Genomic DNA, 21,184 nt, shown 5'->3' with positions numbered 1-21,184 from the left:
CCCTGCCGGCCGTTGGAGGCGCGGCCATGCAATTTTCCATCATCCTGATGCATCTGGCGGGTGCCGTCATGCTGCTGCTGTGGGCGGTGAGCATGGTGCGCACCGGCGTCGAGCGCGCCTGCGGCCCTGCCTTGCGCGATGCGCTGAGACAGGCGCGGGGTGCACGGATCAGGTCGGCGGGCGTCGGCACCGTGCTTGCCGTGCTGCTGCAAAGCTCCACCGCCGTCGCCATCCTGGCGGCCGGGTTTGCCGCCAGTGGCATGGTTTCGGTGTCCGCCGGGCTGGCAATCCTGCTTGGCGCCGACCTCGGTTCGGCCCTGGTCGTCCAGGTGCTGTCGTTCGACCTCAGCTGGCTGGTGCCGGCGCTGATCCTGGTCGGCGGCGCCATGGCCCTGAAATTCGAGGCGCGCGGCATCAAGCAGGGTGGACGCATCCTGATGGGCGTCGCCTTCGTTCTGTTGTCGCTGCACATGATCGGCGAGGCGACCGCGCCGATGCGGCAGAGCACATTGCTGCCCTTGGTGATTTCATATCTGCGCGCGGACTATTTCACAGCCTTCGCCGCTGCTGCCCTGTTCACATGGCTGATCCACTCCAGCGTGGCGGCGATCCTGCTGTTCGTCACGCTGGCCGCGCAAGGTGTTTTGCCGATCGAGGTCGGCCTGTTCTTCATCCTCGGCGCCAATTGCGGCGGCGCGCTGATCGCGGTGTGGCTGACGCGCGGCGATGCCGTCGAGGCGCGTCGCGTCCCGCTCGGCAATTTGATCTTTCGTGGCACGACAGCACTCGCCGCCTTGTTTGCGCTTCAGGCCGTCGTCTTCCCGGCGCATCTTTTCGGTGCAACCGAAGGCCGCCAGCTGGTCAACCTGCATCTTGCCTTCAATCTGGCACTCGTCGTCTGTTGCTTGCCCTTCACCGGTATGATGGAGCGGCTGGTCACCTTGCTAATCGCCGACAGGCCGGCGGCAAAGGCAGGCGAGGGTGTGGACCTCATGTCACGCCGCACCAGCGCGCTTGACCGCACCGTCATGCGCACGCCCGGTCTCGCTCTGGCAAGCGCGACCCGCGAGTTGCTGCGCATGGGCGAGGTCGTCGAGGTGATGCTTCGCCCGGTGTTGGATTTCTTCGACGCCGGCACCGCCGACCAGATCCGCCAGGCACAGAAGCTCGATGACGAGGTCAACCGCGCTCATACCGAGATCAAGCTCTACATTGCCGAAGTCAATCGCGGCAGCATGACCGCAGCAGAGGCGCAGCGCGGCATGGAACTCACCGACTTCGCCATCAATCTCGAACGCGCCGGCGATATCGTCGCCAAGAACCTGCTCGTGCTCACCCAGGAGCTGCGCGACAAGAACCTGCGCTTTTCGCGCGACGGCTGGAGCGAACTGGCCGGGCTTCACAACCGTGTCATGGCCAACATGCAGCTTGCGCTCAACGTGCTGGTGTCGAGCGATCTCGAATCGGCAAGGCAACTCGTCGTCGAGAAGGAACGGATGCGCAAGCTGGAACGCATGAGCCATGATCGCCACCTCAAGCGCCTGCAATCGGGAATGCCGCAGAGCATCGATACCAGCGACATCCATCTGGAGGCGGTGCGGGCACTGAAGGAAATCAACTCGCTGATGGCTTCGGTCGCCTATCCGCTGCTGACGCAGAGCGGTGATCTGCTCGAAAGCCGGCTGGCGAAAGGCGGTGGGGCCGCGGACGCGATGGCTCCGGCGCTGGCCTGACGGGCGGCATTCTCCGCTGGCGAGCGGCAATTTTTACCCATCGTTAGAATCGATACTTCGATACAAAATAACGATTTTACAAATATGTCATTCAGGCCAAGAATAAGGCCACATCGAAAAGCAGATCGAGCGGAGGACAACATGCTCGCCGAGACGAAATTTGCCGCGGAGCCGTTGGCCAGGCCGGCGTTGGGCGAGCCCTACCTGCTGACCCCGGGCCCGCTCACCACCGCCTATTCGGTCAAGCAGGCGATGCTGCGCGACTGGGGGTCCTGGGACGGCGATTTCCGCGCCATGACATCAGACATGCGCCGCCGCCTGCTGGCGCTGACCGGTGACATGAAAGACGAATTCGACTGTGTGCCGATGCAAGGCAGCGGCTCCTTCTGCGTCGAAGCGATGCTCGGTTCGTTCGTACCCAAGGACGGCAAGGTCCTGGTGCTGGCCAATGGCGCCTATGGCCTGCGCGCCGCGCAGACCATGCCGTATCTCGGCCGTGCTTACACGCTGATCGACAAGGGCGACTACCTGCCGCCGCGCGGTGACGAGGTGGCGGCGGCACTTGAGGCCGACCCTGCCATCACACATGTCATCGCCATCCATTGCGAGACCAGTTCCGGCATCCTCAACCCGGTCGCCGAGATTGCCGAAGCCGTCTACGCCAAGGGCCGCAAATTGCTGGTCGATTCCATGAGCGCTTTCGGTGCCATCCCACTCGACGTCAACGAGATCCGCTACGAGGCGATGGTCTCGTCCGCCAACAAATGCATCGAGGGCGTGCCGGGCTTCGGCTTCATCATCGCCCGCAAGAGCGAACTCGAGGCCGCCAAGGGCCGCAGCCACTCGCTGTCGCTCGACGTCCATGCGCAGTGGGCGCACCTGAACAGGACCGGCCAGTGGCGCTACACGCCACCGACGCATGTCGTGGCCGCCTTCCTCGAAGCTTTGCGTCAGCATGAGGCCGAAGGCGGCGTCACCGGGCGTGGCGCCCGCTACACCAGGAACCGCGACGTGATGGTGGCGGGCATGCGTGACCTCGGCTTCGAGACATTGCTGAAAGACCGCTGGCTGTCGCCGATCATCGTCACTTTTTTCAATCCGGCCCATGCCAACTTTGCCTTTGACCGCTTCTACGACCTGATGAAGGACAAGGGCTTCATCATCTATCCGGGCAAGTTGACCGCCGTCGACTCTTTCCGCGTCGGCTGCATCGGCCAGATGGATGAACACGTCATGCGCCGCGTCGTCGAGGCGGCGGCTTTCTCGCTGCATGAAATGGGCGTCGACACCGCCGCCCCACCCGCCGCGGCAATCGCCGAGCGCGCCAAACTCGCCGCCTGAAGCGGCTGATTTCGAGGATTTTCGATGAACCAGATGTCCCCCATCAACGTCGCGGTCAACGGCCGCACTTACGCCTGGCCGCGTGTGCCGGCCATCGCCATCTGCCTTGACGGCTGCGAACCGGCCTATCTCGACGAAGCGATCGAAGCCGGGCTGATGCCGGCGCTGGTCAGGATCAAGCAAAAGGGCACGGTGCGTTTTGCGCACTCGGTCATTCCGAGCTTCACCAATCCCAACAATCTGTCGATCGCCACCGGCCGCCCACCGTCGGTGCATGGCATCTGCGGCAACTATCTCTACGAGCGCGAAACCGGCAAGGAAGTGATGATGAACGACCCGCGCTTCCTGCGCGCGCCGACCATTTTCCAGGCCTTCTACGACGCCGGCGCCAAGGTGGCCGTGGTGACCGCCAAGGACAAGCTGCGCGCCTTGCTCGGCAAGGGGCTGGCCTTCGACGAGGGCCGTGCGTTGTGCTTCTCGGCGGAAAAGTCGGACACCACGACTTTAGCCGAGCACGGCATCGACAATGCCTCGAAGCATTTCTGGCTGCCGGTGCCGGAGGTCTATTCGGCCGAACTATCGGAATTCGTCTTCGCCGCCGGCGTCCAGCTGCTGAAGGAATTCCGCCCCGACATCATGTACCTGACGACCACCGATTATGTGCAGCACAAATACGCGCCCGGCGTGCCACAGGCCAATGCCTTCTACGAGATGTTCGACAAGTATCTGACCGAGCTTGACGAGCTGGGTGCGGCCATAGTCGTCACCGCCGACCATGGCATGAAGCCCAAGCACAAGGCGGACGGTTCGCCTGACGTCGTCTATGTCCAGGACCTGCTCGACGAATGGCTCGGCAAGGACGCGGCCCGCGTCATCCTGCCGATCACCGACCCCTATGTCGTGCATCACGGCGCGCTCGGCTCGTTTGCCACCGCCTACCTGCCTGATGGCGCCGACCAGGCCGGCATCATGGCGCGGCTGGCAAAGATCGACGGCATCATGCTGGTTGTCGACAGCCCGACGGCCTGCGAGCGCTTCGAGCTGCCGGCCGACCGCATCGGCGACATCGTGCTGATCTCGACCGAGAACAAGACCATCGGCACCAGCGAACACCGCCACGATCTGGCGGCCCTCAACGAGCCGCTGCGCTCGCATGGCGGACTGACCGAGCAAACGGTGCCTTTCATCGTCAACCGGGTGCTGCCCGATTTGCCGAACGAACCTGTGTTGAGAAACTTCGACGCCTTTTACTACGCCACCATGGCGGCGGCGCTGGCGGGCTGAGCGAGTTGGATCGCCGGGAGGGCGTGTCGCCGTCCATGATGGCGCTGGTCGACCCCCACTCCGGCCCTTCGGGCCACCTCTCCCCCGATCGACGGGGGAGAGGAAGGGCGCTGAGCTCGCCGGCCTTGGCTCCTTCCTCTCCCTCCGGAGGGGGGAGAGGTGGCCCGAAGGGCCGGAGTGGGGGAAGGCATTGCAGCGACGCGATGGCCTCGCCGACAAAGATCAATGTGTTCTCTGAGCACCAGGAATACTGACATGGCCAAGCTCGATACTTCGATCAAAGTCCGCCACGAGCCGATGCGCATCGCAGGGCGCAGGGTCGACGCGGATGATGTCGTCCCCGTCCATTACCCCTACACCAATGCCATTATCGGCACCGTCCCGGCCGGGCGCGCCGAGCACGCCCGCCAGGCATTCGAGATCGCCGCCAGCTACAAATCGAAGCTGACGCGCTACGAGCGTCAGCAGATCCTGTTTCGCACCGCGGAGGCGCTGGCATCGCGCCGCGAAGAAATATCCGATCTCATCACGCTCGAGCTCGGAATCTCCAAGGCGGATTCGCTCTATGAGGTCGGCCGCGCCTATGACGTGTTCACATTGTCGGCGCAGATGTGCATCCAGGACGATGGCCAGATCTTCTCCTGCGATCTCACCCCGCACGGCAAGGCGCGCAAGATATTCACCACCCGCGAACCGCTGAAGGCGATCTCGGCGATCACGCCGTTCAACCATCCGCTCAACATGGTTTCGCATAAGGTGGCGCCGGCGATTGCCACCAACAATTGCGTGGTGGTCAAGCCGACCGAATTGACGCCGATGACGGCGCTTCTGCTGGCCGACATTCTCTACGAAGCCGGCCTGCCGCCGGAAATGCTGTCGGTGGTGACTGGCTGGCCGGCCGACATCGGCAACGAGATGATCACCAACGAGAACATCGATCTGATCACCTTCACCGGCGGCGTGCCGGTCGGCAAGATGATCGCCCGCACCGCCGGCTACAAGCGCCAGGTGCTCGAACTCGGCGGCAACGATCCACTGATCATCCTCAACGATCTGTCCGACGACGATCTGGCAAAGGCAGCCGATCTCGCCGTCGCCGGTGCGACGAAAAATTCCGGCCAGCGCTGCACCGCGGTCAAGCGGATCCTGTGCCAGGAAAGCGTCGCTGACCGTTTCGTGCCGCTGGTGCTGGAGCGGGCGAAAAAGATCCGCTTTGGCGACCCGATGGACCGCTCGACCGACCTTGGCACCGTCGTCCACGAAAAGGCGGCGGCCCTGTTCGAAGCCCGCGTCCATATGGCCGCCGAGCAAGGTGCTGAAATCCTCTACAATTCGGGCCGTCAGGGCGCGTTGCTGCCGCCGATCGTCGTCGACCGCGTGCCGCACACATCCGAACTGGTGATGGAAGAGACGTTCGGGCCGATTATCCCGATCGTTCGCGCGCCGAACGATGACGATGAGCTGATCGCGTTGTCCAACTCGACCGCATTTGGCCTGTCGTCGGGTGTCTGCACCAATGATTTCCGCCGCATGCAGAAATACATCGCCGGCCTTGAGGTCGGCACGGTCAACATCTGGGAAGTGCCGGGCTACCGCATCGAGATGTCGCCCTTCGGCGGCATCAAGGATTCGGGCAATGGCTACAAGGAAGGCGTCATCGAAGCGATGAAGAGCTACACCAATGTGAAGACATTTTCGCTGCCCTGGTCCTGACCGGGCGGCATTGACGGATAGAACAACCGAGGGAGCGTTCGCCGCTCCCTCATTCGCGTTTCGGAGACCATGATGGCCGCGATCAAAGAGCTTGTGCACACCGAAGGCGATTCCAACACCACAGCGGCTCGCGGCCGCTGGGATGCCGGGCAGGACGATCCGCGGATCCGCGGCCTGCTCGATCGCGACGCGGCCGCCTTCATGCACCAGAGCCTGTCCAGCCCCTGTCTTTCGACGATCGCCAAGGCGCAAGGCATCTGGATCGAGGACACCGCCGGCCGCCGCTTCATGGATTTCCACGGCAACAGCGTTCATCACCTCGGCTACGGCCATCCAAGGCTGGTGGCCGCGATCAAGAAGCAGCTCGACGAGCTCTGCTTTGCGCCGCGCCGCTTCACCTGTGAGCCCGCTGTCGAGCTGGCCGAGAAGCTGGCAGCACTGGCGCCCGGCGATCTCGGCAAGGTGCTGTTCACCACCGGCGGTTCCGACGCCGTCGAGGTCGCGCTGAAGATCGCGCGCGCCGCGACCGGCCGCTTCAAGACAGTGTCGTTCTGGGATGCCTTTCATGGCGCCGGCTTCGCCGCCGCGAGCGTCGGCGGCGAGGCGACCTTCCGCTCGCATATCGCCGGCCCGATGATGACCGGCACCGAACATGTGGCACCCTGGGACGGCTATCGCTGTCCCTATGGCCATGATTCCCTCGAAGCCTCGGGGCTCGCTTGCGCCAACATGATCGCTTACGTCCTTGGCCGCGAGCAGGACGTGGCGGCGGTCGTTGCCGAACCGATGCGGGCGACGCCCAATCCGCCGCCGCCCGGTTTCTGGAAGCGGGTGCGCGAGGCCTGCGACCGGCATGGCACGCTGCTGATCTTCGACGAGATCCCGACCGGCCTCGGCAAGACCGGAAAATTCTTCGCCCACGAGCATGACGATGTGACGCCCGACATCGTCGTTCTCGGCAAGTCGCTCGGCGGCGGCATCCTGCCGATCGCCGCCGTCATCGCGCGCCGCGACCTCGACGTCACCGGTGGCTTTGCCATCGGCCACTACACCCACGAGAAGAACCCTGTGACGACGCGCGCCGCACTGACCACCATTGACATCATCCTGGAGGAAGGTCTCGTCGAGCGCGCTGCCGAACTCGGCCGGCACATGCTGGGACGCATGCAGGACCTGATGGCGCGCTCGCCCCATGTCGGCGACGTGCGCGGGCGGGGACTGATGGTCGGCGTCGAGCTCGTCGAGGATCGCGATACACGCCAGCCGGCTCGCGATCTCGCCGAGCGCGTGTTCTACGCTTGCCTGGAGCAAGGCCTGAGCTTCAAGGTCAGCCAGGGCAATGTGCTGACGCTGTCGCCGCCGCTGGTCATTTCGAAAACCGATCTCGACCACGCGCTCGACATCGTCGAGGCCGCCGTTCTGGCGGCCTGACCATGTGGCATCCCCGAGGCCGATCTCGTCAACGCGGTCGCCGACGCCGGCCTTCCACGAGGCCGGAATCGTCGCCACGACAGCGATGCGACAGTTCCGTGACAACTATCAGAAGAAGTTGGCTTTCTATAAAATAAATAGATTTTACTTATCGATCACCAATCCCCAAAGTCGCCGCAACGACGAGATCGAACGGCGCCGCGTGAGCCTCCGGCCCACAGGCGAGATCGTCAAAGTGCATCGCAGAATGTGCCATCAATCACAGGGGAACTGATCATGAAATCGCGCAATGTAACCATACTTGCCGCCTTCGCCGCGGCATTGATGTCATCCGCCGCCTTTGCCGAAACGACCGAACTGACAATCTATACCGCCATTGAAGCCGAGGATCTGGCCCGCTACGCCGAGACCTTCACAAAGAGCCACCCCGACATCAAACTGAACTTTGTCCGCGACTCCACTGGCGTCGTTACCGCCAAGCTGTTGGCCGAAAAAGACAATCCGCAGGCCGACGTTATCTGGGGCCTTGCCGCAACATCACTTCTGGTGCTTAAGACCGAAGGCATGCTTGAGCCCTATGCGCCAAAAGGCGTCGAATTGCTTAAGCCGAAATTCGTCGACAAGGACACGCCACCAGCTTGGGTCGGAATGGACGCCTGGGCAGCTTCGATCTGCTTCAACACGGTTGAGGGCAAAAAGCTTGGCCTCATTGAGCCGACCAGCTGGAAAGACCTCACCAAGCCGGAATACAAGGGTCACATCGTGATGCCGAACCCGGCCTCGTCAGGCACCGGCTTCCTCGATGTATCGAGCTGGCTGCAGTTGTTCGGCGAGAAGGATGGTTGGGCCTATATGGATGCCCTGCATCAGAATATCGATGCCTATACGCATTCCGGTTCGAAGCCATGCAAAATGGCCGCCTCGGGTGAAACCGTTATCGGCATCTCTTTCGAGTTTCGCGCCGCGAAGTCCAAGAAGGAGGGCGCTCCCCTCGATATCGTCATCCCGTCCGAAGGCATCGGCTGGGACATGGAGGCATCCGCGATCGTTGCAGGAACAAAAAATCTCGAGGCCGCCAAAACGCTGCTCGACTGGTCGATCAGCAAGCAGGCCAACGAGATGTACAATGTAGGTTATGCGGTTCTGGCTATGCCGAATGTCGCCAAGCCGGTCGAGTTCCTGCCCGCAGATATCGAGTCCAAGATGATCGACAATGACTTCGAGTGGGCGGCCAACCACCGGAAGGCCATTCTCGACGAGTGGACGAAGCGCTATGACGCCAAGTCTGAGCCCAAGAGCTAGACGCAGAGCATTTCGACAGGGCGCCGTCAGAGCGGCGCCCTTCTCGTAACTCTTGCCGGATGGTCATAATGAGACATGAACCCGTCGCTGATATATCGGCAACGCCGGCCGAAGTGCGTCCCATGACCGCTGCCGGCAACACGGCTTACCTGCGGATCGAACATCTCTGGAAAGCCTTCGGCGAGTTCCATGCGCTTAAGGACATCTCGCTTGACATCAATGAAGGCGAATTCATCTGCTTTCTCGGACCTTCGGGTTGCGGCAAGACCACGCTGCTGCGCGCCGTCGCCGGCCTCGACCTGCAGACTAGCGGCGTCGTCCGCCAGGGGGGCAGGGATATTTCAACGCTACCGCCGTCAAAACGCGACTACGGCATCGTGTTCCAGTCCTACGCGCTCTTTCCCAATCTGACGATCGAAAGGAATATCGCCTTCGGCCTGGAAAACACCAAACGGCCGCGCGCCGAGATCGATGCCCGCGTCAAGGAATTGCTCATGCTGGTCGGCCTGCCCGATCAGGCGAAGAAATACCCAGCGCAGCTTTCCGGCGGGCAGCAGCAGCGCATCGCGCTCGCTCGGGCCATCGCCACCTCGCCCGGCCTGCTTCTGCTCGACGAGCCGCTGTCGGCGCTCGACGCCAAGGTGCGCGTGCACTTGCGCCACGAGATCAAGGGGCTGCAGCGCAAGCTCGGCGTCACCACGATCATGGTTACGCACGACCAGGAAGAAGCATTGTCGTTGGCCGACCGCATTGTCGTCATGAACCATGGCGTCATCGAGCAGGTCGGCAGTCCGACTGAAATCTACCGCCATCCCGCGACGCTGTTCGTCGCCGACTTCATCGGCGAGACCAACAAGTTCGAAGCGACGGTGGCAGCCGCTTCGGTCAGCTTCGGGGCAAAGGCTTTCAGATGCGCGCCGCACAGTTTTGCAAACGGCGAGGCAGTCGTCGCCGCCATTCGGCCGGAAGAAGTGATTCCGCACGGGCCGGGTTCGCGTTCGCCCGGCGCTCCCGATGTGGTGAAGACGCCGGAAAACCTGATCGACGTGACTGTCGGTGAAATGGAATTCCTAGGCTCGTTCTGGCGCACCCGGCTGCGCGGCGGAGAGCTTGGAGACGAGATTCTGATCGCCGATTTCTCGGTCAACGCCACGCGGCGTCTCGGCCTCGCCGAAGGCGGAGCGCTAACCGTGGAACTACCCGCCGACCGACTGCTAATCTTCCCGCAAGGAGAGCGCCATGGCGGCGGCAATTGATGTCCCGATGCCGTCTGGCCGGGCGCTCCGACAATCGCTCGACAAGGACGAGCTGATCAAGCGCGGTCTGCTGGTCGTCATCTCGCTCTATCTCGTCCTGTCGCTGGCAGCCCCGCTTTACGTGATGCTGTCGAAATCGTTCTCGACCTACAGCTTCGATCTTGGCGCGTTCGAATTCCAGGTTAGCGACGAGTTCGGCAATTTCGGCGAGCCAGCAACAGCCGCCGCCCTGAACGAGAAACTCGCCGCGTTGCCGCCAGAAAAGCTTGAGACCAGTTCGGATGGCCGGCTGCCGGCCACCAGCTTCTTTCCGGATTTCAGTTTCCGCAGCCCAGTCAAATACAAGATCCGCGGCACGACCGATGACGCTTATTTCCTGATAGGCACACAACTCCACCGCGGCACCGAATGGCAGGAAGTCGATTCGAACACCTTTCGGCGCATTATGCTGAGGCCCGCGCGCGCGCTTGGGTTGGACAACTACACGACCTACTTCTCAACGCCAACGCTGTTCCGCTCGATCCAGAATTCCTTCCTGATCGCGCTGATCAGCACCATCAGCACTGTTGGCATAGCCTTCGGCTTCGCCTACGCTCTGAACCGAAGCCAGATGCGCTTCAAGGGCCTATTCAGGCTCATCGCCATGGCTCCCATCCTGGTGCCGTCGCTACTGCCCGGCATCGCCCTCATTTATCTGTTCGGCAACCAGGGCATGTTGAAGAACCTGCTTGCCGGCATATCGATCTACGGTCCGTTGGGGATTGTCGTCGGCTCGATATTCTTCACCTTTCCCCATGCTCTGATCATTATCTCGACGGCGCTGGCGATCTCCGACCAGCGCCAGTATGAAGCCGCCGCTTCGCTGCGCGCCAGCAAATGGCGGACATTCTGGGTCGTTACCATTCCGGGAGCGCGCTACGGTTTGATCTCCGCGGCCTTCGTCGTGTTTACGCTCGTCATCACCGATTTCGGCTTGCCGAAGGTCATCGGCGGTCAGTTCAACGTGCTCGCTGTCGATATCTACAAGCAGGTGATTGGTCAGCAGAATTTCGAGATGGGGGCGGTGGTCTCGGTCATCTTGCTGATCCCGGCCATTGCCGCCTTCGTCGTTGACCGCCTGGTCCAGCGCAGGCAGGTTTCGCTCCTATCGGCCCGCTCGGTGCCTTACGAGGCAAAACCCAATCGCCGCTTCGACCTGGTCTGTCTAGCCTATTGCAGCCTGGTCGCGTTGTTCATCGCCGGCATCATCGGCATTTGCCAGTACGCCGCGCTGGTCAAGTTCTGGCCCTACGACCTCAGCCTCAGCCTGAAAAATTTCGCGTTCGATCGCATGGATGGCGGGGGCTGGACCTCCTACTATAACTCGATCACGCTCTCGATGCTGACCGCCGTATTTGGAACCGTCATCGTCTTCGTCGGCGCCTACATGGTCGAAAAGACCGAGGGCTTCAGGGTCGGACGAACCGCCTTCCACTTCCTCGCCATGCTGCCGATGGCGGTGCCGGGGCTTGTGCTCGGCCTGGCCTACATTTTCTTCTTCAACAATCCGGCTAATCCGCTGAACGCGATCTACGGCACAATGGCGATCCTGGTCGTCTGCACGGTGACGCACTTCTACACAGTCGGTCATTTGACGGCTCTGACAGCGTTGAAGCAGATCGATCGCGAATTCGAGCCGGTAGCGGCCTCGCTGAAGCAGCCGTTCTATCGCCTGTTCACGCGGGTGACAGTGCCGATCTGTCTGCCGGCAATCCTCGATATCTCGATCTATCTTTTCGTCAACGCCATGACGACGGTTTCCGCGGTGGTGTTCATCTATACAACTCACACGGCGCTTGCCTCGGTCGCAGTGCTCAACATGGACGACGCTGGTGACACCGCGCCTGCCGCTGCCATGGGCATGATGATCTTCTACACCAATGCACTCGCGCGGATCATCCATATGGCTGTTTCGAAAGGTATCCTGAAAAGAACTCAGGGTTGGCGGGTACGATAATTGCAATAGGTCAATGACAAAGCAGCGGAGACGAGCGCTACTCGCCGGTCTCGATCTTCAGCCCCACCGACCGCGGCGACATCTTTGCCGGTGCGGCACTGACCATGATCCTGGTGGCGGCTACGCTGGTCCTGCTGCTCGGACTGGAGCGAATTACCCGACGCGCCACGGGCTCGTAGGCTTTGCGTCGCTTGTAGCATCGGCTGGGTGTATTTCACGAAGGTGCCTCAGCTCGTCGTTTTCGCCCGGCAGGCTCCTTGTTGCGCAAAGGGCGTGAAAGGAAACGGACTGCCATCTCTATCCGCAGGAACTCACTTCCTGGAAGCGGACATTGGCCCGAACGGAGCCCACGACATTGGCTAAACACTGAGTAGCTTCGTGATAAAAGTGCGCAGGTGCGTTGAACGAATGCTTAAATAACAGCTTCAAATATTCAGGTTGAACTGCCGGTATCTCGTCGGCAACCGGGGGCATTCCGAAAACCCCTGTGAAGTGAAAGTCTCAGCCAAGATACGGATGAGGCAAGAGCCATCTGAGTGACCTGGTACCTGCTTGTAGGATGCCATTCTGCGGTCTGCTCTTCGATGGCTCCTTTCCCTGGCGCGGGATGCGCCAGTCCTCACCCGTTGTTGAATGTCGCGGCGAAGTGCCTTGCGACCGGGAGGAGACTTGCAATGGATGACATCAAATTCACGACGGGCTTGAGCACGGTAGCCGATGCCAGGGTCGCTTTTCGCGGCACGCCTTTCGTTGAGCGTACGGCGCCGTTGAACCAGAACGCATTGTGGATGCGCTGGGACCGAAACATGGTCGTCGATTCCTATTCCGATATGGTCGAGGAACTGGCGGCAATCCGAACCAGGGTTGCCATGGGCGACATGTCGCCATTGTCCAAATATGTCATCGCCGGCCCCGATGCCGAGAAGCTGATGGACACGCTCATCCCGCGTGACATGAAGAAGCTGCAAGTCGGTCAGATCTACTATGCGCCGTGGTGCGACGAGAATGGCCATGTCGTCGGTGACGGCCTGGTCTTCCGCATGGATGAAGCGACATTCCGCGCTCGCGATCATGTTCGGCAGCATGATGTCCGGCTTCGGCGGCGCGTTCCTGATGCTCGGCTATTCAGACAAGTTCGTTCCCGACCTTATTGCCGGGCGAGGCTGGCTGGTCGTCGTCGCTATCATCGCCGGCAACTGGATGCCGTTCCGGGTTGTCGGTGCGATCTTCATCTTCGCGTTTCTGGAGGCGTTGGGCATCCATGCCCAGGTCGTGGGGATTCCCGTCCCCCATCAGATATTCCTGGTGCTGCCCTATGTGGCATCGCTGGTGCTGCTGGCCGGTCTGCGGTCGCGCACGCATCAGCCGGTCGCGCTCGGCGTGCCTTACAACAGGGAGTAATCCCTAGAGCGGGATGGGATTTGTAAGAGTCGTGGGATTCCCAAATCACCTTTGTTCTGATTCAACCTTCATACTGGAGGAGGCCAGTATGGATGGCAGGATATTCGATGGACCTTCGCGAGCGGGTTGTCGCCGCGGTTAAGACGGAAGGGCTCTCGCGGCGCGCCGCGGCGGCTCGATTTGGCGTCAGCTATAGCGCGGCCATTGCGTGGCTTAAGCGTGTTGAAGAGACTGGCAGTGCCGCGCCTCGCCAGGTGGGCGGCTACAAACCGAAGAAACTCTCGGGAGCGTGGCGCGACTGGCTGATCGAGCGCTGTCACGACGGGGACTTCACCTTGCGCGGCCTTGTGGCCGAGCTTGGTGAGCGTGGTCTGAAGGTCGACTACCGTTCGGTATGGGAGTTCGTGCATGCCGAGAAGCTCACTCACAAAAAAAGACGCTGATCGCCGCCGAACAGGATCGTCCCGATGTCGCGCGACGGCGGCTGCAGTGGACGAAGTATCGGGGCCGGATCGATCCCACGCGACTGGTCTTCATTGACGAGACCTGGACCAAGACCAACATGTCGCCGCTCAGGGGCTGGGCGCCGGTGGGCCAGCGCATCAAGGCCAAAGTGCCGCACGGCCACTGGAAGACCATGACCTTCCTGGCCGCGCTGCGCCACGATCGCGTCGATGCGCCTTGGCTGATCGATGGGCCGATCAACGGCGAGAGGTTCCTCCTCTATGTCGAGAAGGTTCTCGCGCCGACCCTCCAGCCGGGGGATATAGTCATCATGGACAATCTCGGCTCGCACAAAGGCAAGGCGGTGCGCCGCGCCATACGCGCCGCCGGCGCAAGGCTCTTCTTCCTGCCGAAATACTCGCCCGACCTCAATCCGATCGAGCAGCTCTTTTCAAAGCTCAAGCACTGGCTGAGAAAGGCCGCAAGCCGAACCGTCGAAGCCGTCTGCGACGCGATCGGCCAAACCCTCAATCGCGTCACACCGGCAGAGTGCTCACACTACTTCGAAAACTCCGGCTATGACCGAAACTAATCTCATCCCGCTCTAGCTCGCCGGGCGGAATGGTTTTGCAAGCGAAGCCGGAAAATGCAGCGCAAGCATCTGACGGTTTCGCGAGATGAGGACTAGCACGATGATTGTCGCCAGATAGGGCAGGGCCGAAAGCAGTTCTGACGGCACTTCCAGCCCCAGCGCCTGTCCTTGCAACTGCAGGATCGTCATGCCGCCGAACAGCCAGGCGCCAAGCAGGATGCGCAGCGGCCGCCATGTGGCGAACACCACCAGCGCAAGTGCTATCCAGCCCTTGCCGGCGGTCATGTTCTCGACCCACAGTGGCGTGTAGGCGACCGACAGATAGGCGCCCGCCAGTCCCGCCATCAGCCCGCCGAACAGCACGGCCATGTAGCGAATCTTGATCACCGGGTAACCGATCGCATGCGACGTCTGCGGTGACTCGCCGATCGTGCGCAAAATGAGCCCGGCCTTGGTCCGGTAGAGAAACCAACTGATGGCTGCGAACATCAGCAAGGCCAGGTAAACCATCGGGTCGAAGCGGAACAGCATCGGGCCGATTAGCGGCGCGTCGGACAGGATGGGGATGTCGATGCCACGCAGCGCCTCGATCGGCTCGCTGCCGAAGCCGCGTCCGAGAAAAGCCGAAACACCTGACCCGAAGATCGCGAGCGCCAGGCCGGCGGCGTATTGGTTGGTCAGGAAGGTCAGCGCCAGAACGCCGAACAGCAGCGATGTGGCAGCACCCGCCAGCGCGCCGGCCATGATCGCGACAGGCATGGAATAGCCCGCGGTGACCGCCCAGAACGCAAGGGCGGCCCCCATCAGCATCATGCCTTCGATGCCGAGATTGAGAACGCCTGATTTTTCGACCACGAGTTCGCCGAGTGCGGCGAAGATCAAGGGCGTCGCAGCAATGACGGTGCCGGTGAAGATGGCAATGAACAGATCCATCAGGCTTTCTCCCGGACCAGGCGAACGCGGTAGAAGATGAAGAAGTCGGCGGCGAGCAGGAAGAACAGTAGGATGCCCTGGAAAATCCGTGTCAGTGCCGAGGGCAGGCCAAGCGTCATCTGCACGCCTTCGCCGCCGAGAAAGAGCAGCGACATCAGCAACCCGCCGAGCACGATGCCAAAGGCGTTCAGCCGTCCGATGAAGGCGACGATGATGGCCGCGAAACCATAACCCGGCGATATTTGCGGCGAGAGCTGGCCGAGCGGTCCGGCCGCTTCCGCCATGCCGGCGATGCCGGCTGCCGCTCCGCCTGCCAGCAGGCCGATCCAGACCGCCGCCGACTCGCGGAATCCCGCATACCGCGCGGCTAGGGGGGCCGCGCCGCTCACCGACATCTTGTAGCCGAGGAAGCTGCGGTCGGTGAACAGCCACATGGCGATGACGGCGACGACAGTGATAAAGATCGACGAATTGAGCCGGTACGCCGGATCAAAGGATTGGAGCAGCGCGGCGGCAGGCAGGAGGGCGGTCTGCGGATAGTTGAATCCGGCCGGATCGCGCCACGGTCCATGCACGAGATAGGACAGGAACAGCGTAGCGATATAGGTCATCATCAGGGTGACGAGGATTTCGTTGGTATTCATGCGGGCGCGCAGAAAGGCCGGGATTGCCGCCCATGCCATGCCGGCGCCCATGCCGGCCACGAACATCAGGGGCAACAGCAGCACGCTCTCCGGATCGGGCCAGAACAGCCCGACGCCGCTGGCGGCGATGGCGCCCATCGTGAACTGGCCCTCGGCGCCGATGTTCCAGACATTGGCGCGAAAGCCGACCGCCAGCCCGCAAGCGATGAGGATCAGCGGTGAGGCCTTGAGCAGCCATTCCGACAGCCCGTTCATCGAACTGAGCGGCTCGACGAAGAACGCATGGAGCGTGGCCAGCGGATCATGTCCGAGCGAGGCGAAGAAAATCGAGCCGACGACGACCGTCAAAATTGTCGCCAGAACCGGTGCGGCGACACGCATCGGGGCGGAAGGCTCCGGCCTCTGTTCAATCCTGAAGTACAACGTCGCCACCTCTGTTCGCCAATGTGTCCTCGCTCATGCCCCGGCCGGTCATCAGAAGTCCGATTTCCTCGCGGTCGGTTGTCGTGCGGACGAGTGGCGCCGACACCTTGCCCTGGCAGATCACCAGCAGCCGGTCACAGATCTCGAACAGCTCGTCGAGTTCCTCGGAGACGACAAGGACCGCTGCCCCGGCACGGCTGAGATCGATGATGGTCTGCCGGATGAAGGCGGATGCCCCGACATCGACCCCCCAGGTCGGCTGCGAGACCAGGAACAGCTTTGGCTTGAGCGCGATCTCGCGCCCGACGATGAATTTCTGCAGGTTGCCGCCCGACAGGCTTTGCGCGATCGCCTGCGCGCCGTTGGCCTTGACCTTGAACCTGTCGATAATGCCAGTGGCGAAAGCCTTGGCTTTGGGGCGATCGACCAGTCCGTTGCGCACCGTGCCGAAGCGGTGCGCGGTCAGAACGGCGTTTTCCCACAGCGTGTGCGATGGCACCGCGCCGCGCCCGAGCCGCTCTTCGGGGACAAAGGCAACGCCGAGCTTGCGGCGTTCGTTCGGACGCAGGCGGGCGGCGTCGGTGCCGCAAATCCTGATCGCGTCGCCGCGTTCGTGGGTGCGTTCGCCACTGAGCAAGGCGATCAGCTCGGCCTGGCCGTTTCCGGAGACGCCCGCCAGCCCGACGATTTCCCCGCCATGCACATTGAACGACACGTCCTTCAGGTCGACGCCGAAATGGTCCCGAGCCTGGACCGAAAGATTGTTGACCTCAAGCACCGGCTTGGCGCTCGGGCTTGGCGGGCTGAGATGCATTTCAGGCAGCTTGGAACCGACCATCATGCGGGCAAGCTCCAGTGATGTCGTCTCTTTCGGACGGGCGGTGCCGGTAACCTTGCCGTTACGCAGCACGGTGGCGGTGTCGCAGAGCTCCTGCACCTCGTCGAGCTTGTGGCTGATATAGACGATGCTGCAGCCTTCGGCAGCGAGCTGCTGCAGCGTCTCGAACAACTTGACCACTGCCTGTGGTGTCAGCACGGAAGTCGGTTCGTCGAGAATCAAGAGTTTCGGCGCCTGCAGCAGGCAGCGCACGATCTCCACGCGCTGGCGCTCGCCAACCGACAGGTCGTGCACCTGGCGAAGCGGATCGATCGGCATGCCGTAGCGCATGGAGAGGTCGCGGATCTTTTCGGCAAGTGTGGGAAGGTGAAAGGCGCTGCTTGTCGACAGGGCAATGTTCTCGACCACCGACACGGATTCAAACAGCGCGAAGTGCTGGTAGACCATCTCGATGCCGAGCGCGCGGGAAACCGCAGGGTTGTGAGCGGCGATCGCATTGCCATCGCTATAGATTTCGCCGGAGTCGGCTTGCGCCGCGCCATAGATGATCTTCATCAGGGTGGATTTGCCGGCGCCGTTCTCGCCGAGGACAGCGTGGATTTCGCCGGGTTGGATCGACAACGAAACGTCGTCATTGGCGACGACGCCCGGATAGCGTTTGCAAATATTGCGCAGTTCTAGACGCGGATGCATGGCGGGTCCTGCCGTGGCGTGAAGCGGGGTTGGACTAGGCGCAAGCTGGCAAGCGCCGAAGCATTTCAGCTTCGGCGCCACGCGGCTCGTTGACGGATAATCAGCTCAGCTTGCCGATCATCCCCTTCACGAACCAGTTCATGCCGCGAATGTCGTCGTCGGCCAGAACCGAACCGGCGGCGACCTTGACGGTTCCGCCCTGGTCCTTCAATTCGCCGCCGTAGGGACGCACCTTGCCGCTGCCGATGTCGGCCTCGAGCTGCTTGAGCTTGGCCTTGGCGTCGGCCGGAATGCCGTCATTGTAGGGCGCCATTTTGACTACGCCTGCCGCCAGTCCGTCCCACCGCACTTCCGGCTTCCAGGTGCCTGCGGCAACGGCCTTGGCAGCGCCGACATAGTCGCTGGTCCAGTCGAGGACGAATGCCGTCAACTGCTTGCCCGAACCGAACTTCGCCATGTCGCTGGCATAGCCGATCGACCACGCGCCGCCTTCGCCGGCGACCTGGACACCGGTTGCCGTGTCCGTCATCGAGCAGATGACGTCGCAGCCTTGTGAAAGCAGCGTTTTGGCGGCTTCCTTTTCCTTGCCCGGATCGAACCAGGAATTCAGGAAGATTGCATTGCAGGTGGCGTTCGGGTTGACGCTTTGCGCACCGAGCAGCAGCGCATTGGCCGGGCCGACGATATCAGGGATCGGGAAGCCGCCGATGAAGCCGATCTTGCCTGATTTCGACATGTAGCCGCCGGCCGCGCCGGCGACGAAAGTGCCCTCGTAATATTTGGCTTCAAAGGTGCCCAGATTGGCGAGGTGGACGATGCCGGAGCAATGTTCGAAAGCCACCTTGGGGAACCGCGGCGCCACTTTCTGCATGGGCGTTCCGTGCGAAAAGCTGGTGCCGAAGATCAGCTTGTTGCCGGCGCTGGCCAGTTCGCGAAAAATCCGTTCGGCGTCCTGCGGCATGAAGATGTTGTCGATGACGGTAAGCTCGACCTTGTCGCCGAATGCGGCCTTGATGGCGTCGACGCCGAGGCTGTGCTGCTTGGTCCAGCCGATTTCAGCCACCGGCGAGACATAGACGGCGCCGATTTTCAGCACCTCCTGCGCTTGCGCGACCGTGCTCAATCCCCCCGCGCCAAGTGCTGCGCCGAGCGCCCCGCTGTATTTCAGGAAATCCCGTCTTGTTACGTCGTTCATGATGGTAACCCTCTGTTGGCTTTTTTTGTTGATGCCCGGCTTGCGGATGCCGGGTCTGTTTTTGGAAGATGGACGTGTAGATGCGTCGCCGCGTCGCCATTGCCTGGCGACTTCGCCATCTTTCTGAGCGGAACCGCCGTTGTGGCTGCGTCGGCTGCACCATCGAGATAGGGGGCGAGGGCTTCGGCGGGCGTCATTTCCGGGAACACCTCGCGGTCCATGATGTAGCCGCGCACCACCGAGCGGTGATGGGTGTCGATGAGATCCATAGCTTGTTTGAGGCGGCCTTTTTCCAGGAGGTCGACGACACGTGAATGGTCGTCGAGCAGATTGCAATAGTCGAAATCGGCGGTGATAAGCGAGCGCAACAGCGTCGTGCGGCGCACGAGCTGGGCATGGATTTCCTGCATCACCTTGTTGCGGCTGAGGCGCACGAACACCGTGTGGAACTCCTGGCCGAGCACGTCGGCCAGGGCATGGTTGCCGGCTGCAACGGCTTGTCGTTGCCGCTCGACATGGTGGCGCAGTTCGGCCCAGCCGGCCGGGCCCAGCCGATCGCTCAGCTGTGCCGCCACGCCCTGTTCGACAAGCGTCAGGGCATCGTAGATCTCCATTGCCTCCTGCATGCTTGGCTTGGCGACAAAGGCACCGCGATTACGCTCGATCTGCGCCAGCCCGTCATCGGCGAGCCGTATCAGCGCCTGGCGGACGACGATGCGGCTGACGTCGAATATTTCAGCGAGCTCGCGTTCGCCGAGCTTGCAACCGGGAACCAGACGATGATCAATGATGGCGCGCGTCAGCGTGTCGGCGATAGACTGGGAACGGCTGCTCACGAGACGGCGCTCCGCCTGGATTTCCACGCGCTTTTCGCAATGTCACTGCCGATGATCGGCGTCATTCCAGCGCCCCATATCCCAGGTTGCGGTTGGCATATATGGGATGCAATCCTTTCAATCTGTCAACCAAAAAACATTCATTGGCTACAAAAAATGCATTGATTGATATCCAATCTTGTGTTTGCAATGGCGGTGCTGACCAAGCCGGGTTCGATGTGAAGAGCCGGCCAGGGAGGACGATTGCGATGACCAGCCCTTGCAGCGACGGGGTTCTTCTGAACGACTGGCATATTGTTGCGGATTGCTCGATGCTTTCCGCCGGTGCTCCGGTCACGACACGCTTGTTGGGGGTCGCTCTCTCGATCGCCTGCAAGGGACGCTATAACAAGGAGATCGTTCGCCAGGACACTGGCGAACAGGTCAATTCGGCAGAGCGCTACGGCTTCGTCTGGGCGTGCCTTGGCAAGCCTTGGCGGGACATCATCTACATTCCGGAATCGAATGAGGCGGACCGGCATCTGGTCACCGGCGGCTCGATCGCGGTCAAGGTGTCGGGCTTGCGCGCCGTGGAGAATTTCCTCGACATGGGACACTTTCCCTTCGTGCATACCAGCCTGCTGGGCGACGAGCCGCATACCGAGGTGGTGCCCTACAGGGTCGAGATCACCGACAAGGACGAACTGCTGGCGACCGAATGCAAATTCTATCAGCCGCTTGCCTCGCCCACCGCCAAGGAAGGCTTTGTCGTCGACTACATATACAAGGTGATCAGGCCCTACACGGTGGCCCTCTACAAGAGCAATCCCGTAAAGAAGGACCGGCTCGACGTCATCACCCTGTTCGTGCAGCCGGTCGATGAGGACAACTGCATTGCGCATCCCTTTCTTTGCTATCTCAAGGACGACATTGACGCGGCGACGGTGCGCAGCTTCATGCAGCTGATCTTCGCCCAGGACAAGCCGATCCTGGAAAACCAGGTGCCGCGACGATTGCCGTTGGACCCGCGGGCCGAAACACCGATCCGCGCCGACGCCGTCTCTGTTTCCTACCGGCGTTGGTTGCGTGATCAGGCAATAACTTACGGCGCCATTCCGGTTCAGGCCTGACAGGATCGATGTCGGCCTTG

At 61.8% G+C, this 21,184-nt stretch carries 16 protein-coding genes; 11 read left to right on the top strand and 5 right to left on the bottom strand.

Annotated elements, in window-relative coordinates; all coding sequences use genetic code 11:
* Window positions 1-26 precede the first annotated feature (26 nt).
* The 10 genes from ACFOJ9_RS25625 to ACFOJ9_RS25580 all read left to right on the top strand — a co-directional run bounded on the left by ACFOJ9_RS25625 (window position 27) and on the right by ACFOJ9_RS25580 (window position 14,493).
* Window positions 27-1,733, top strand: a complete 1,707-nt coding sequence (locus ACFOJ9_RS25625; protein ID WP_378982494.1) for a Na/Pi cotransporter family protein — start codon at window positions 27-29, stop codon at window positions 1,731-1,733.
* A gap of 141 nt (window positions 1,734-1,874) precedes the next feature.
* Window positions 1,875-3,074: a 2-aminoethylphosphonate--pyruvate transaminase gene (locus tag ACFOJ9_RS25620; protein WP_378982492.1), complete on the top strand. Its 1,200-nt coding sequence runs from the start codon at window positions 1,875-1,877 to the stop codon at window positions 3,072-3,074.
* A 24-nt stretch (window positions 3,075-3,098) separates the two neighbouring features.
* Complete coding sequence (gene phnA, locus ACFOJ9_RS25615; RefSeq protein ID WP_378982490.1) at window positions 3,099-4,358, top strand: phosphonoacetate hydrolase; 1,260 nt, start codon at window positions 3,099-3,101, stop codon at window positions 4,356-4,358.
* Window positions 4,359-4,613: 255 nt separating this feature from the next.
* Window positions 4,614-6,071 carry a phosphonoacetaldehyde dehydrogenase gene (phnY, locus tag ACFOJ9_RS25610; RefSeq protein ID WP_378982488.1) on the top strand — a complete coding sequence of 486 codons (1,458 nt, stop codon included), beginning with the start codon at window positions 4,614-4,616 and terminating at the stop codon, window positions 6,069-6,071.
* Window positions 6,072-6,143: 72 nt separating this feature from the next.
* A complete protein-coding gene (pbfA, locus tag ACFOJ9_RS25605) occupies window positions 6,144-7,502 on the top strand; it encodes a (R)-1-hydroxy-2-aminoethylphosphonate ammonia-lyase (RefSeq protein ID WP_378982486.1) in 1,359 nt (452 codons plus the stop codon).
* Between the two features lie 276 nt (window positions 7,503-7,778).
* Window positions 7,779-8,804: a putative 2-aminoethylphosphonate ABC transporter substrate-binding protein gene (locus tag ACFOJ9_RS25600; RefSeq protein ID WP_378982484.1), complete on the top strand. Its 1,026-nt coding sequence runs from the start codon at window positions 7,779-7,781 to the stop codon at window positions 8,802-8,804.
* 68 nt (window positions 8,805-8,872) lie between these two features.
* A complete protein-coding gene (locus tag ACFOJ9_RS25595) occupies window positions 8,873-10,060 on the top strand; it encodes a putative 2-aminoethylphosphonate ABC transporter ATP-binding protein (protein WP_378982482.1) in 1,188 nt (395 codons plus the stop codon).
* Entirely contained in the window at window positions 10,044-12,056 is a 2,013-nt protein-coding gene (locus tag ACFOJ9_RS25590) for a putative 2-aminoethylphosphonate ABC transporter permease subunit (RefSeq protein WP_378982480.1), read from the top strand. The genes ACFOJ9_RS25595 and ACFOJ9_RS25590 overlap by 17 nt, the downstream gene beginning before the upstream one ends.
* 584 nt (window positions 12,057-12,640) lie before the next feature.
* Window positions 12,641-13,483, top strand: coding sequence for a hypothetical protein (locus tag ACFOJ9_RS25585; protein ID WP_378988058.1), 843 nt, complete (start codon window positions 12,641-12,643; stop codon window positions 13,481-13,483).
* A gap of 66 nt (window positions 13,484-13,549) precedes the next feature.
* Window positions 13,550-14,493 (top strand): IS630 family transposase gene (locus ACFOJ9_RS25580; RefSeq protein ID WP_378977816.1). Its coding sequence is split into 2 segments (ribosomal slippage): window positions 13,550-13,882 and window positions 13,885-14,493, totalling 942 coding nucleotides; the frame shifts between segments, so codons are not numbered across the junction.
* 12 nt (window positions 14,494-14,505) lie between these two features.
* Here the strand turns inward: ACFOJ9_RS25580 and ACFOJ9_RS25575 are convergent.
* The 5 genes from ACFOJ9_RS25575 to ACFOJ9_RS25555 form a co-directional block, all read right to left on the bottom strand.
* The gene (locus ACFOJ9_RS25575) at window positions 14,506-15,426 is read right to left on the bottom strand and encodes an ABC transporter permease (RefSeq protein WP_378982478.1); all 921 of its coding nucleotides are present in this window, start codon (window positions 15,424-15,426) and stop codon (window positions 14,506-14,508) included.
* Window positions 15,426-16,451: an ABC transporter permease gene (locus ACFOJ9_RS25570; RefSeq protein ID WP_378982476.1), complete on the bottom strand. Its 1,026-nt coding sequence runs from the start codon at window positions 16,449-16,451 to the stop codon at window positions 15,426-15,428. Before ACFOJ9_RS25570 ends, ACFOJ9_RS25575 begins: the two co-directional genes overlap by 1 nt.
* 25 nt (window positions 16,452-16,476) lie before the next feature.
* Complete coding sequence (locus ACFOJ9_RS25565; protein WP_378982474.1) at window positions 16,477-18,024, bottom strand: ABC transporter ATP-binding protein; 1,548 nt, start codon at window positions 18,022-18,024, stop codon at window positions 16,477-16,479.
* Window positions 18,025-18,124: 100 nt separating this feature from the next.
* On the bottom strand, window positions 18,125-19,219 hold the full coding sequence (locus ACFOJ9_RS25560; protein ID WP_378982472.1) for a BMP family ABC transporter substrate-binding protein: 1,095 nt from the start codon (window positions 19,217-19,219) through the stop codon (window positions 18,125-18,127).
* Window positions 19,216-20,055 carry a GntR family transcriptional regulator gene (locus ACFOJ9_RS25555; protein WP_378982470.1) on the bottom strand — a complete coding sequence of 280 codons (840 nt, stop codon included), beginning with the start codon at window positions 20,053-20,055 and terminating at the stop codon, window positions 19,216-19,218. The genes ACFOJ9_RS25560 and ACFOJ9_RS25555 overlap by 4 nt, the downstream gene beginning before the upstream one ends.
* Before the next feature lie 248 nt (window positions 20,056-20,303).
* Between ACFOJ9_RS25555 and ACFOJ9_RS25550 the strand changes: the two genes are divergently transcribed.
* Window positions 20,304-21,164, top strand: a complete 861-nt coding sequence (locus ACFOJ9_RS25550) for an aromatic ring-hydroxylating dioxygenase subunit alpha (RefSeq protein WP_378982468.1) — start codon at window positions 20,304-20,306, stop codon at window positions 21,162-21,164.
* The last annotated feature ends 20 nt before the right edge of the window (window positions 21,165-21,184 follow it).

Source organism: Mesorhizobium cantuariense (assembly GCF_042647205.1).
Taxonomy (GTDB): Bacteria; Pseudomonadota; Alphaproteobacteria; order Rhizobiales; family Rhizobiaceae; genus Mesorhizobium; species Mesorhizobium cantuariense.
Note: the sequence above shows the minus strand (reverse complement) of the source record. Positions and strands in the feature narration are given on the sequence as shown.

What these genes read in the sequence shown, in the direction of transcription:
- ACFOJ9_RS25620 (WP_378982492.1), top strand. Translation starts at nt 1,875, where the DNA reads ATGCTCGCCGAGACGAAATTTGCCGCGGAGCCGTTGGCCAGGCCGGCG.
- ACFOJ9_RS25550 (WP_378982468.1), top strand. Translation starts at nt 20,304, where the DNA reads ATGACCAGCCCTTGCAGCGACGGGGTTCTTCTGAACGACTGGCATATT.
- ACFOJ9_RS25575 (WP_378982478.1), bottom strand. Translation starts at nt 15,426, where the DNA reads ATGGATCTGTTCATTGCCATCTTCACCGGCACCGTCATTGCTGCGACG.
- ACFOJ9_RS25595 (WP_378982482.1), top strand. Translation starts at nt 8,873, where the DNA reads ATGAGACATGAACCCGTCGCTGATATATCGGCAACGCCGGCCGAAGTG.
- ACFOJ9_RS25585 (WP_378988058.1), top strand. Translation starts at nt 12,641, where the DNA reads ATGGCTCCTTTCCCTGGCGCGGGATGCGCCAGTCCTCACCCGTTGTTG.
- ACFOJ9_RS25565 (WP_378982474.1), bottom strand. Translation starts at nt 18,024, where the DNA reads ATGCATCCGCGTCTAGAACTGCGCAATATTTGCAAACGCTATCCGGGC.
- phnA (WP_378982490.1), top strand. Translation starts at nt 3,099, where the DNA reads ATGAACCAGATGTCCCCCATCAACGTCGCGGTCAACGGCCGCACTTAC.
- ACFOJ9_RS25560 (WP_378982472.1), bottom strand. Translation starts at nt 19,219, where the DNA reads ATGAACGACGTAACAAGACGGGATTTCCTGAAATACAGCGGGGCGCTC.
- ACFOJ9_RS25625 (WP_378982494.1), top strand. Translation starts at nt 27, where the DNA reads ATGCAATTTTCCATCATCCTGATGCATCTGGCGGGTGCCGTCATGCTG.
- pbfA (WP_378982486.1), top strand. Translation starts at nt 6,144, where the DNA reads ATGGCCGCGATCAAAGAGCTTGTGCACACCGAAGGCGATTCCAACACC.
- phnY (WP_378982488.1), top strand. Translation starts at nt 4,614, where the DNA reads ATGGCCAAGCTCGATACTTCGATCAAAGTCCGCCACGAGCCGATGCGC.
- ACFOJ9_RS25590 (WP_378982480.1), top strand. Translation starts at nt 10,044, where the DNA reads ATGGCGGCGGCAATTGATGTCCCGATGCCGTCTGGCCGGGCGCTCCGA.
- ACFOJ9_RS25600 (WP_378982484.1), top strand. Translation starts at nt 7,779, where the DNA reads ATGAAATCGCGCAATGTAACCATACTTGCCGCCTTCGCCGCGGCATTG.
- ACFOJ9_RS25570 (WP_378982476.1), bottom strand. Translation starts at nt 16,451, where the DNA reads ATGCGTGTCGCCGCACCGGTTCTGGCGACAATTTTGACGGTCGTCGTC.